Annotated in this window: 8 protein-coding genes; 6 read left to right on the top strand and 2 right to left on the bottom strand. The window is 44.5% G+C overall.

Features of this window, described 5'->3' with window-relative positions; translation table 11 throughout:
- Positions 1 to 145: 145 nt before the first annotated feature.
- From ACTJKG_RS15450 to ACTJKG_RS15440, 3 genes are all read left to right on the top strand, one after another.
- Positions 146 to 3,232, top strand: a complete 3,087-nt coding sequence (locus ACTJKG_RS15450; protein WP_440739744.1) for an amidohydrolase family protein — start codon at positions 146 to 148, stop codon at positions 3,230 to 3,232.
- Between the two features lie 19 nt (positions 3,233 to 3,251).
- Positions 3,252 to 4,568 carry an amidohydrolase family protein gene (locus ACTJKG_RS15445; RefSeq protein WP_440739743.1) on the top strand — a complete coding sequence of 439 codons (1,317 nt, stop codon included), beginning with the start codon at positions 3,252 to 3,254 and terminating at the stop codon, positions 4,566 to 4,568.
- Positions 4,569 to 5,345: 777 nt separating this feature from the next.
- Positions 5,346 to 5,870, top strand: a complete 525-nt coding sequence (locus ACTJKG_RS15440) for a C40 family peptidase (protein WP_172337403.1) — start codon at positions 5,346 to 5,348, stop codon at positions 5,868 to 5,870.
- A gap of 92 nt (positions 5,871 to 5,962) precedes the next feature.
- Here ACTJKG_RS15440 and ACTJKG_RS15435 read toward each other — a convergent pair whose 3' ends face one another.
- Complete coding sequence (locus ACTJKG_RS15435) at positions 5,963 to 8,638, bottom strand: DUF7133 domain-containing protein (protein WP_440739742.1); 2,676 nt, start codon at positions 8,636 to 8,638, stop codon at positions 5,963 to 5,965.
- Positions 8,639 to 8,822: 184 nt separating this feature from the next.
- On the opposite strand from ACTJKG_RS15435, the gene ACTJKG_RS15430 reads away from it, so the two are divergent.
- Positions 8,823 to 9,965 (top strand): C1 family peptidase, encoded by a 1,143-nt coding sequence (locus ACTJKG_RS15430; protein ID WP_440739741.1) that lies wholly within the window; start codon positions 8,823 to 8,825, stop codon positions 9,963 to 9,965.
- Between the two features lie 109 nt (positions 9,966 to 10,074).
- Here the strand turns inward: ACTJKG_RS15430 and mug are convergent, their stop codons facing one another.
- Positions 10,075 to 10,596 carry a G/U mismatch-specific DNA glycosylase gene (gene mug, locus ACTJKG_RS15425; protein ID WP_440739740.1) on the bottom strand — a complete coding sequence of 174 codons (522 nt, stop codon included), beginning with the start codon at positions 10,594 to 10,596 and terminating at the stop codon, positions 10,075 to 10,077.
- Positions 10,597 to 10,839: 243 nt separating this feature from the next.
- Here mug and ACTJKG_RS15420 point away from each other — a divergent pair, with 243 nt between their 5' ends.
- Positions 10,840 to 11,379 (top strand): RNA polymerase sigma-70 factor, encoded by a 540-nt coding sequence (locus tag ACTJKG_RS15420; RefSeq protein WP_253952304.1) that lies wholly within the window; start codon positions 10,840 to 10,842, stop codon positions 11,377 to 11,379.
- Between the two features lie 68 nt (positions 11,380 to 11,447).
- Positions 11,448 to 12,578, top strand: a complete 1,131-nt coding sequence (locus ACTJKG_RS15415) for a FecR family protein (protein WP_440739739.1) — start codon at positions 11,448 to 11,450, stop codon at positions 12,576 to 12,578.
- Positions 12,579 to 12,750: the final 172 nt, after the last annotated feature.

The raw sequence follows: 12,750 nt of genomic DNA, 5'->3' as shown, positions 1-12,750 counted from the left end.
ATGGTGCTGAAATTCGCTTAGATTTATTAAAATGGGTATTCATAAGGATTAATACGGCAGGTTTAGTGTAACAAACCCATGATAATTAAAATATTTATTCTTTTTCAGAGCTTAGATTAATAAATTTAGGGGTAAGTCAATACATATGAAAAAAACAATACTTTTTTGCTTTCTCTTTTTTACTCTAAAAATTTCTAATGCTCAGGAAACCTTCCCGGTTAACGGTGCATGGGATATCCGTCCGGGGCAATATGCGTTTACCAATGGTACTATAGTTACCAGTGCTGATCAAACCATAAGTGGCGGCACGCTATTGGTTAAAGACAGGATAATTGAAGCCGTTGGCAAGGATATCCCTATCCCGAAAGGTTACACTGTAGTTAACCTGGATGGGAAATATATTTACCCCGGTCTTATTGATGCCTATACCACCTACGGTATACCAGAACAACCTCGACAAGCTTTCGGCGCCGGTGGTTTTGGACGGGTTATCGTACCCGTATCCACCAAACCAGGGGCTTATGGTTGGAATGAATCCATCAAGCCTGAGATGAATGCCAAAACGGTATTTCATGGTGATGCAGCAAAGGGCGAAGAGCTAAAGAAAAACGGCTTTAGCACGGTACAATCATTGATACATGATGGCATCGCCCGCGGAACTTCGGTGGTGGTTAGCCTGGCCGATGAGCGCGATAATTTAGTGATGCTGAACGATCAGGCGGCCGCGCATTATTCTTTCAGCAAAGGAACGGCTGCTACCAATTATCCATCATCATTAATGGGGAGCATAGCATTACTCCGTCAAACCTATTATGATGCGCAATGGTATAAAACACAAAAAGCAGAATACAATATTTCGCTGGATGAATTTAACCGTACCCAAAACCTGCCCCAGATTTTCGAAGTAACCGACCCGCAAAGTATTTTACGGGCCGATAAAATAGCCAAAGAGTTTGGCCGCCATTATATTTACAAGACCGATGGGTTGGAATATCGTCGTATCGCCGCGATCAAAGCTACAGGCAGTGAGTTCATTATTCCCGTGAATTTCCCCGAGCCTTATGATGTGGAGGATCCTATAGATGCCCGGACTGTTAAATATGAGCAATTGAAAAACTGGGAATTGGCCCCAACCAATCCCGGGGTTCTGGAAAAAGCAGGTGTGAAATTTGCCATAACATCATACGGACTGACCAATGCCCGTGATTTTTGGACAAACATCAGAACGGCCATCAACTCCGGATTGAGCGAAAAACAGGCGCTAAATTCATTAACAACAATCCCGGCAGAAATACTTGGTGTATCCGGCAAAGTAGGCACTTTAACCAAAGGCAAACTGGCCAGCTTTATTATTACTTCGGGCGAGCTGTTTAAACCGGATAATATCATCTATGAAAACTGGACAGAAGGCCGCCAGTATGTGGTTAGTAAAATGAATATTGCCGACTTACGTGGCAATTACCAGGTTAACGGAACAGGCTTTGCTAATACCACTTTAACCATCAGCGGTACGCCTGGCGTTTATGAGGCGAGTGTTAAACGTGCTGGCACGGATAGCACCCGTACCCGTGGCACCATTACCAGGACCGGCGACAGGGTAAGTATCTATTTTGATTATAAGAAAAGCCCCGAAGGTATCATCCGTCTATCCGGATATATCGCTTCTGCATCACCGGTAACCTTGAAAGGGGATGCCATATTCCCCGATGGATCATTAAGTAAATGGACAGCAACGTTCACCGGCGCAGCTTCTGCATCCAGGTCTTCACAGGATACTCCTAAACCTAATGCAAGCGTTGGTCCAGTTATTTATCCGTTCACCGCGTTTGGTAATACCGAAATACCCAAGGCCGAGACTGTGTTATTAAAAAACGGCACCGTTTGGACAAATGAAAAGGATGGCATATTAAAAAACACCGACGTTTTGCTTGAAAATGGCAAAATAAAGGCGATAGGTAAAAACCTTTCGGCAGCAGGCGCAAAAGTGATTGATGCTACGGGCAAGCATATATCTGCCGGTATTGTTGATGAGCACTCACACATCGCTGCAACCGGCGGGATTAACGAAGGCACACAGTCGGTTACCTCGGAGGTTCGCATAGCCGATGTTATTGACGCGGAAGATATCAACCTGTACCGTCAACTGGCAGGCGGGGTAACCACATCACATATATTGCATGGTTCGGCCAATGCTATTGGCGGGCAAACGCAACTGATCAAACACCGTTGGGGCATGCTGCCCGAGGAGATCAAGGTTGCAGGCAGCGATGGCTTTATCAAATTTGCCCTGGGCGAAAACGTAAAAGGTAGCAATAATGGGCCTGTCGCCAATAATTCGGCCCTGCGTTTCCCGCAAACACGTATGGGGGTTGAAGAAGTATATATAGATGCCTTTACACGTGCCAAAGAATACAAAGCTGCCCGCGCCGTAAAAGGAAGCACTACCCGCAGGGATCTGGAGCTGGACGCCCTGGTAGAGATACTGGATAACAAGCGCTTTATTACTTGTCACTCTTATGTACAATCGGAGATCAATATGCTGATGCATGTGGCCGATTCCATGGGTTTTAAGATCAACACTTTCACCCACATATTGGAAGGCTATAAAGTGGCCGATAAAATGAAGGCGCATAATATCGCCGGTTCCACATTTTCGGACTGGTGGGCATACAAAAGCGAAGTGGCCGAGGCTATTCCATACAACGGTAAGCTGATGCATGAGGTAGGTTTGGTAACCGGCTTTAATTCGGATGATGCGGAAATGGCCCGTCGCCTGAACCAGGAAGCCGGGAAAGCCGTAACCTACGGACACATGAGCGAGGAAGACGCTTTAAAACTGGTGACCCTGAACCCGGCAAAAATGATGCACGTAGATAACCGGATAGGCAGTATCAAGCCTGGTAAAGACGCTGATATTGTTTTATGGTCGGCCGATCCACTGTCTGTTTATGCCGTTGCCGAAAAAACTTTTGTGGATGGCGTATTGTATTGGGACATTGAAAAGGATGCCGAAAAACAAAAAGCCATAGCTGCTGATGAAGCCCGTATCATACAAAAAATGCTGGAAGCAAAAAGCAAGGGCGCTGCTACGCAAAGACCAACTGCTACCCGTCGCAGGCTTTACGAGTGCGAAAGCGTAGAAGAAGATAATTTTGTGGTAGCCGACGACTATACAGAAATGGAGCGGGCAAAACAGGCTGCACGCGAAGCAAGAGACCATAATGAGCAATAATTTCCTATTTAAAATTAACATGAAAAAAACGATATTAAGTTTAGGAGGATTATTGCTTGGCATTTCCTTCTCTTACGGACAAGCGAATATTTCACCAGCCAAACCACAGGCAAAGCCGGTAGTAATTACAGGCGCAACTATACATATTGGTAACGGACAGGTAATTAATAACGGTTACATCACTTTTGTAAAAGGCAAAATTACAGGTATTGGTGAAGGCGCTGCACCAAGCGTTGCCGATGCGGATGTGATTGATGCCACCGGCAAACAGGTATACCCTGGGTTTATAGCTCCCATGACCACCTTAGGCCTGATTGAAATAGAAGAGGGTGCCCGTGGTACGGTTGATGATACAGAAACCGGCGACCTTAACCCGCATGTACGCTCCCTGGTAGCCTACAATACCGATTCCAAAGTTATTCCAACGGTGCGTTCCAATGGTATTTTACTGGCTCAGCCTACACCAAATGGCGGGGTAATTTCAGGGGAGTCATCCGTAGTACAGTTAGATGCCTGGAACTGGGAAGATGCGGCATACAAAAAAGATATGACCATTCACTTAAACTGGCCCGTTGCCGCCAGTGGCCGCGAAAGGAGAGGGGCCGCGTTGCCGGTACCCGGAGTTGTGCAGGAAACACCAGCTCAGCGTGCCCAGAAAAAGATAGATGAGATAACCAGCCTGTTTGAGCAGGCTAAGGCCTATATCGAGATAGCTAAGCCCACGGTAACCAATATCCGCTTTGAGGCTATGCGCGGTTTATTTAACGGTACAAAAAAGCTGTTCATCATTGCTGATAATGCCAAAGAAATAGGGCAGGCAGTAGCCTTCTCCAAACGTTTTGGTATTGCTGCGGTTATTGTGGGTGGTAAGGAATCATACCTGGTTACCGACCTGCTCAGAGACAATAATGTGCCGGTAATCATCCGCGAAACCCAGGCTTTGCCGGATAGGGACGAAGACGATGTTTACCTGCCATACAAATTACCCAAGCTGTTGCAGGATGGGGGCGTACTTTATGGCCTAACCGGAACCGGTTTCTGGCGCCAGCGTAATCTACCATTTGAAGCCGGGCAGGCGGTAGGGTATGGCCTAACCAAAGAGCAGGCCTTATCTATGATCACCCTGAACAACGCCAAAATATTGGGTATCGATAAAACCACAGGTACTTTAGAAACCGGGAAGGATGCCAACCTTTTTATATCCAAAGGAGATGCCCTGGATATGATAGGACTGGATGTGGAAACCGCTTTTATACAAGGTCGTAACATCAACCTGGATAACCTCCACAAACAGCTTTACAAAAAGTTTAGCGACAAATATGGCTTAAAGTTATAATTGATTTTTGAGTCATAAAAGTGGGTTTACATGGTTTACACTTTTTATGGTTTGCATTTAGTTAACTAATTTAAAATCAAATATTTAAATATATTTTATAGCGATAAAGTGGGTTTACATGTAAACCCACTTTATTTGCTTAAAAGAGGTTTTGCGGGTAAAGGTATAATGAAAGAATGCGGGCTGTCACCCTGAGCTCCGCCGAAGGGTGGAGCGCAGAGGCCTGCCACCATGCTTCGACGGAGCTCAGCATGACAGCTATCAAAAGAGCCAGAGCCCTTGTGCGATTCCTTCCCTGGGGAAGGGGAGGAAGGGGTTTATGGAACAGGATAAGCATCGCGCGTAGAAACCCCTCCCTGTCGCCACACAGTTCATCGCACCCCTCCCGTGGGCTACGGTGTGTACTCATCTTTTAGTTAAATCCCCCATTAGGGGGAATAGCTTTGTAGAAAACAGATAGTTATGTGCTTTTTGCTCCGGTAGGCGCAAAACATCTGCTCCCAGATCCAGGCCCATGTATAGGTTTTGCACCTGACGGAGCAAAAATGTCTCACAAAAATGATATGCTACAAAGCTTTAGCTCCTAATGGAACATATTACGTCCCATCAGGGTCTCCTGAAAGGAACCCAATGTTAACCCTGGTCAATACAAGATGCAGGATACTTTTACCAATAGACCGCTGCAAAGACATAAAGCGATGTTAACAAATTGTTTAAAAAAACTTGTTCGTTCTTTTAATTGCCTGTTAGTTTAATTTTATAAATTGCCGGGGTAATATGAGTAAATACTTGATCCTCCTTCTTTTTATAGGCCTTACCACATCGCTGTTCTCCAAAACGCATGTGCGCAGATTTAAATTAACTCATAAAATAAAGCATGTAAATGCCAGTTTATCAACAGATAGCGTTTCGGCGGATACGCTTTTACATTTCGCCCAAACCCTTTTAGGTACCCGGTATCGTTCCAGATGTTCCGATCCATCAGTGGGTTTCGATTGCTCTGGCTTTGTTAGTTATGTTTTCAAGAAATTCAACTTTAATGTGCCCCGCTCATCATGCGAGTTTATCGGTGTAGGCACAAAAATAAGATTAGAGGATGCCCGGCCAGGTGATATTATCCTGTTTACAGGTACTAAAAAACATACCCGACGAATTGGCCATGTGGGCATCGTATACTGCAACTCCAGCGATGAGTTTAAATTTATCCACTCCACATCGGGCAAAGAACATGGCGTTACCATATCCAATATGGACGAAAGGTATAAACGTCGCTTTGTACAGGTTATCCGCTTATTAATTTAACAAATTATCCATCCAATTTGATATAAAAAAAGCTTCTTTGATGACCAAAGAAGCTTTTTTTATGACGATTTTCCGTCCTTTTAACAAATAATTTAATTCTTCTGTTGGGAAAGAAAGGTAATGAGCGAAGCGAATTCCTCGTACGATAACGCGTTGGCCAAACCTGTTGGCATCATGGAGGTTTTTAATTCTTTACGACTGATCACATCAGCAGCTTTGATGGTAAATACATTGCCGGTTATATCCCGCATCACAATTTTTTGTGCCGATTCTTCGGTAATAAAGCCCATATAGTTTTTGTTTCCTTTGGCAGATATCATAATGGTGGCAAAACCCTGCGAAATGGAAGCGTTGGGTTTAAGAACCGACTCCGCAATTTGCTGCCTGGTCATGATCGAGCCTATCTGCCCCATAAAGGGTCCTTTCAGCTTTTCGCCCCGGGTGAGGCTATGGCAGGCGATGCAACCCTGGCGAGCAAAAAGAGCTTTACCTTTTAAGGGATCACCCTTTATTTTAGCGATCATGATCATCACATCCTCGATAGAGGATTTTCCGATCTGGCCTTTTTTATTGGTGATCTTGGCCAGGTCGATCTTAACTTCTTTTTGGGCAGTAGCTTTTTCTTCACCGCCAAAGGCTGTAATACCCATTTGATGGCGGGCATTTAAATTGGCATAAAATTGTTTTCCGGTTGGGCTTGATTTTGTCCACTCGGCTTTTAAAAACTGCTCAATTTGAACTGAACCAGCCCAGGTAACCCCTTTGTAAATTGGCCCGTGCGAATCTGGTCTGGTACCCCACCACCAGGAAGCATCGTAATCAGCCTCCTTTTTATAAAGGCGTGACAGGGTTACCAGTATCTGTTTTTTAGTTTTATCATCCTTCACTTTGGTGTAGGCTTTAATTAAACCATCAACGGCTTTCGCGTCATACATATACCGTAAAGCCCATAAAGCCAGGGTTGAGTTTGCGGTGCCGATGGCATTTACACAAGCATCAACCGCGTTCATGCTCACCAATGCCCTTACCGCAAGGTGCGGCAGTATAATAGGCGAGTTCGGTTTGGCATGAGGGCCTTCTTCGTTTTTGGCTGGCGCCACAAAGGAGGCCGGAACCGGTGTTGCCAATAAGGCCTGCGCCGCGGCTATCCTCCCCAGACGATTCAGACCTACGATCGCTGCTGCTTCAACACGTTCAGATGGATCTTTCAATCCGGCTAAAAACGGCTCAATAGGTACGTTTTGAATGCCCGGCTTTCTATCGGCCAATGCCCTTAACGCAAATTCTTTCAGATCTTTATCTTTAGTAAGCTGCACTAACGCAGGTATGCCATTTTCACGGGTAGCCTGGGCGTAAGTGTAAACGCCAGCTACGCGCGCATATAACGGCAGGCTTGCATCGTTAGCGATCCCTAATGATAGTTTACCGGCCTCTTCAACATGATGAGCAAGGAGCTCCTGAGACGCGTTTAACCTGGCCACGGCACTTGCCGATTTCAATAAGTTTGCCAGATCACTTGCAGAAGCTGTTTTAAGATCAGGGAAAGCTTTGTAGGTCCAATCTTTAGGTACGGCTCTTACCACATAACCCTTGGCAGCATCGCCTGAATAACCGGCGCCATCCCAGGCCGATAGATAAAGCCTTCCGGATCCATCCACATCCAAATCTGTAATTTGCGGTAACTGGATAAATTCTTCTTCTTTTTGCTGAAAGCTGGCGCCATCGGGTTTTATACGATTGATATACAATTCGCTTCGTCCCCAATCGGCGGTCATGGGTACGTGGTTGTATTTTTCTGGCCAGGTAGGTTCGTCCATAAATAAAGATCCCGTGCCCGATCCACCACCTAAATCAACCAGAGCCGGTAAGATCTCATCTGTAAAGTGCTGAAACAATACCGGGTACCCGTACTCGCCTGATTGGATGTGATGAGAAAAGCGGATGTTCCAACCACCACCGTCATTGGTATTGTCGCGGGTAAAAACGTTCATGTAAGGATCGATAGCGACATCATAAATATTCCGGGTGCCATGGGTGTAGATCTCCATCTCGGTTCCATCGGGGCGTACCCGAACGATGCCGCCGCCCAGCATGGTTAATTTTTTACCGCTGCGGTCTACGGCATCATGAAATCCAAAATCGCCCACGGCAATATATATCCAGCCGTCGATACCCATGCGTATACCATTGGTAGCATGGTCTGTACCGCGTTCGGCCAGCATGTGGGCATTGCTGATATGTTCAATAAGCGGTTTTGGCGGCCCGTCGGCAATACCGTCCTGGTCTTTATCTGTAAAAACTTCCAGGTTCATGCCTGTAGCTTTGCCTGTTTCTTTGGAAAATACGGTATGCATTACAAAAACCTGGTCGCCCATTACCAGGATACCGCGTGGATCATCAACTTCGGCAAATTCTGTATGCTTGTCTATCTTGCCATCATTGTCACTATCAACCAGCCTGATGATTTTCCCTTTACCGGGAGTTTTGCCTAAGGAACCTATCATATCCACACCAACAAATACCTCACCGGTTGGCGCTGTGGCAATACATGCCGGACTTGGGGTAAGATCCGGGCCGGCAAACCGGGCAATGGTTAATCCATCGGGCCCATGTGAGGTATCTCTTTGCCCGATAGTTGATGCATGGCTTTGATTTAGCAAAGGATGCTTACTTTGTGATTGATCTTCTTGTAAAAAAGTACCTGCGAAATACCGGAGTATACCCAAAAAAACAACGACAAAAAGCAGGTTGAAAGAAAGTTTTAGCATAAGGTTAAAAATTTTAGGAAATAATTTTGCTGTTACGCGGATAAATTTATGCGTTTCATTTCATGATCTCTTCATTTTTTTTACCCAATTTAACGTAGATGACTGGGGCCGACTGATAGACTAAATCGTTTTTAGTTTCTTTATAATTGAATTGTTTAATACATTTATTCCTTTACAATAAAATATGAAACAAATAGCTTCATTTCTGGTACTTTCCGCTACGTCTTTAGTGGCATTTTCCCAGGAACCAAACACTAAACTCAATCTGGCAACACCAAAGCCCGAGTTTACAATTCTCAAAAATAACCAGGCAACACCGGTTAAAAATCAAGGCAATTCCGGTACTTGCTGGTGTTTTGCTACCACGTCGCTTGTGGAAAGCGAAATGCTTTCTAAAAAGGAAAAAGACCCGGACCTATCTGAAGTGTACACGGTATATAATTTATATATAGATAAAGCCGAAAAGTACATTCGCAGGCGTGGTAACACCCGGTTTACCGAGGGCGGCATACAGCAGGATGTAATGTTTGCTGCGGATAACTTTGGCTCCGTGCCACAAGAAATTTACCCGGGTGTTGGCCGCGATACGGTATTAAACCACGATGGGCAAATGGAAGCTAAATTGAAAGCTTACCTGGATGATTTGCTGAAGAATAATCCTGATACCATTCCAGCAGCCTGGAAAGTAAACTATAAATCAATTTTAAACAGCTACCTTGGGACTCCACCGGCAACTTTTAGCTATAACGGGAAAACTTATACGCCAAAATCGTATGCGGCAGAGTTTGTTCCGCTTAAACTTTCGGGCTACATAGGGCTAACTTCGTTCAAGCATCACCCTTACAATACCACTTTTGCTATCGAAATTCCGGATAATTATAACAGTAACATGTTTTATAATTTACCGCTTGATGAATTTATAAAAACCGTTAAAACAGCTGTAATGCAAGGTTATACCGTAGCCTGGGATGCCGATGTAAGTAATAAGGGTTTCCAGATGAAAAAAGGGTTTGCCAAATGGGTTGATAAGGACGACGAATCAAAAGATTTTGCAACTTTTACGGAGAAAACACCAACGGCCGAAATTCGCCAGGATTTGTTTGACAGACAGGTTACCCAGGATGATCACCTGATGCAGATAACAGGTCTTGCTAAAGACAGCAAAGGTAAAGAGTACTTTATAGTGAAAAATTCATGGGGTAAAGGTGCGAGCCCTTTTGCCGGTTATTTATATGTGAGCATACCTTATTTTGCCATAAATACCATATCGGTAGTTGTAAACAAAAAAGCTATACCTGCATCTTTGATAGCAAATGTTGGTGACTGATAAGCAGTTTTTTCTGCCCCGGTTTTAAATGCATGAGAGGTTTCCTGAATGAAATGATATCGGGAAACCTCTTATAATAAAGTTAGCTGTCGGATAAACCGGGCTGCTATTAATGTAGCGTATCAATCTTTATCGCATTGAGCAATTGCCGGTAATGTACAATAAAATCGGCAAGGGTAAACCCCCGGTTTAAGCCGCTGGGGTTTGGTAACACCCATACTTTAGCCCCACAGAAATCCTCGGGTTGATGTCCCCACATAATCTGCTTTTTTCCGGAGAAAGCCATGTAGGCAGGTTTGCCGAGGAAGGCTATATATTGAGGTTGAAAACGCGTCATTTTGATTTTAAAGGTTTCGATGGAATTGTCGAACTCTTCTTTTGAAAGCTCATCTGCCCGGGATGTGGCCCTTGCCACGGCAGTGGTCAGTCCATAACCAAAATCAAGAATAGTGGCATCATTCAGGGCTTCAATTTCATATGGCGTAAAACCCGCCTGGTACAAAACTTTCCAGAAACGGTTACTTCGCCCCGAAAAATGGTGGCCATCCCATGCCGATTTTAAACCGGGATTGATCCCACAAAAGATCACTGTCAAGTCTTTGATAATAAGATCGGTTAGTATTGGCGGCATTGGATAAGTATAATCAAAATAAACTGGTGTAAACGCTACAGATTAACGGCTGATTTTCTATAGGTAATATCCAAAATTTCTATTCAATAAATGGGGCGTTTTTTAAGGTAATTTTTAATCAACGCGTAAAATAAATTTTACAATTTAATAATGTAAAGAAAAAATACCTATAATTGTTTATTTAACACCAATTGTGTTTGTGTGGTCCCAATGAGTTCTTATGAATTATTTTCAGATACAGAATTGACCCTTTTACTCAGGAAGGGCGACGTGACCGCTTTTTCAGAAATACACAGCCGGTATTATCCCTTACTATACAAGCACGCTTACAAGCGATTACAGGACCGGGAAGAAGTTAAAGACATTTTGCAGGAACTATTTTCGTCTATTTGGCACAACAGGACCGCATTTAACCTGAGTACAAGTCTGTCTGCATATCTGTATACCGCCGTCCGCAACCGGATTCTGAATATTTATAAGCATCATAAGATCAAATCTGATTATGTTGCTTCGCTTCAAAGCTTTATCGATAACAATCAAGTGCCGGAGCCCGATGAAAATGTGAGGATAAAACAACTGATCGAGCTTATAGAGACAGAAGTTGCTAAACTACCAACGCAAATGCGCCGCATATTTGAAATGAGCCGCAATGCCAATCTATCGCACCAGCAAATAGCCGATGAGCTCAACATCAGTCCGCTTACGGTACGTAAACAGGTAAACAATTCCCTTAAAATTTTAAGGGTTAAGCTGGGTACGCATTTTTTTATGATTTTTTTTTAATTCCGTCTACTCCCTCCGCCGGGCTGAGTTGTCTTTAGTATGATCAAGCGCTATATCCTGTATAGACCATGCATAAAAACAACGCAGAAGATTTATTACGACGGTACCATAACGGACAGGTTTCTGAAGAAGAAAAAGCCTGGGTAGAAACCTGGTACCTGCACATGAAAACCGATGACCAGACTGATGAGTTGACCGACGATGTTATGGAACACGACCGGCAGCAAAGCCTGGATGCATTGCTGCACGATATTAACGCACCTCGCCATACACGCCTGTGGCCCCGGTTCGTAGCCGCGGCAGTAATTATAATGATACTGGCCGGTATTTATGCCTTAAACCACAGGCAAAAAACACCACAAACCGTTGCTGCTACTAAGCCGGTAGTACATGATTTTGCACCCGGTAGCAACAAAGTGATCCTGACGCTTTCAAACGGCAGCAAAGTAGAGCTAAACGATGCTAAAAAGGGTAAAGTAGCTGATGAAAGTGGTACCCTTATCAATAAAACTGCCGACGGGCAAATCAGTTACGCGAAACAGGAGGGGGCAGATCATCTCAAAAATCAACAGCTTTTTAATACGGCGGCAACCCCGCGCGGCGGGCAATATCAGTTGGTATTGGCCGATGGTACACGGGTTTGGCTGAATGCTGCTTCATCGGTTAAATATCCGGTTGAGTTTTCGGGTTCGGAACGTAAGGTAGAATTGACCGGCGAGGCTTATTTTGAAGTTGCCCATGATCAGAAACGCCCTTTCCGGGTGGTATCAAACGGGCAGAGGGTTGAGGTGTTGGGCACGCATTTCAATATCAATGCTTATGATAATGAGCAGGCAGTTAAGACCACCCTGCTGCAGGGCAGTGTACGTATTGTAGCCGGTGCTAATATCAAAACGATAAAGCCCGGCGAACAGGCGCAGTTAAAACACGGCCAGGTAACGGTGAATGCAGTAGATACCGACGAGGCCGTGGCCTGGAAAAATGGTTTCTTTAATTTTAATGATGCCGATATAGGTACCGTGATGCGGCAGCTTACCCGCTGGTATGATCTGGAAGTGAAATATGAGGGCAGCATTCCGCAGCGGCAGTTTACGGGCGAAATCTCCAGAAATGTTACTGCCCGCCAGATCCTGGACATTTTAAGCTTTAAAAAAATTCACTATCGGATAGATGGGAACACCATAGTGATAACACCATAACAGAATATTCACCTAATTAATTTAAAATGAAAAGAAAAATACTACAAATGTCTTAACCAGACCACCTCAACAAGGGAGTTCAAAAAAAAGCGTACCCCGACGGCAATCGGAATACGCAAACATTTGAGCCAACCCGTTCCCCAAAAGGAAAAAATGCGAAGCTTAATCAGTA

It is taken from the genome of Mucilaginibacter sp. 22184 (genome assembly GCF_052045695.1).
Classification (GTDB): domain Bacteria; phylum Bacteroidota; class Bacteroidia; order Sphingobacteriales; family Sphingobacteriaceae; genus Mucilaginibacter.
The sequence above is the reverse complement of the archived record's forward strand: the minus strand, read 5'-3'. Positions and strand labels throughout refer to the sequence as shown.

What these genes read in the sequence shown, in the direction of transcription:
- ACTJKG_RS15450 (WP_440739744.1), top strand. Translation starts at nt 146, where the DNA reads ATGAAAAAAACAATACTTTTTTGCTTTCTCTTTTTTACTCTAAAAATT.
- ACTJKG_RS15445 (WP_440739743.1), top strand. Translation starts at nt 3,252, where the DNA reads ATGAAAAAAACGATATTAAGTTTAGGAGGATTATTGCTTGGCATTTCC.
- mug (WP_440739740.1), bottom strand. Translation starts at nt 10,596, where the DNA reads ATGCCGCCAATACTAACCGATCTTATTATCAAAGACTTGACAGTGATC.
- ACTJKG_RS15440 (WP_172337403.1), top strand. Translation starts at nt 5,346, where the DNA reads ATGAGTAAATACTTGATCCTCCTTCTTTTTATAGGCCTTACCACATCG.
- ACTJKG_RS15435 (WP_440739742.1), bottom strand. Translation starts at nt 8,638, where the DNA reads ATGCTAAAACTTTCTTTCAACCTGCTTTTTGTCGTTGTTTTTTTGGGT.
- ACTJKG_RS15415 (WP_440739739.1), top strand. Translation starts at nt 11,448, where the DNA reads ATGCATAAAAACAACGCAGAAGATTTATTACGACGGTACCATAACGGA.
- ACTJKG_RS15430 (WP_440739741.1), top strand. Translation starts at nt 8,823, where the DNA reads ATGAAACAAATAGCTTCATTTCTGGTACTTTCCGCTACGTCTTTAGTG.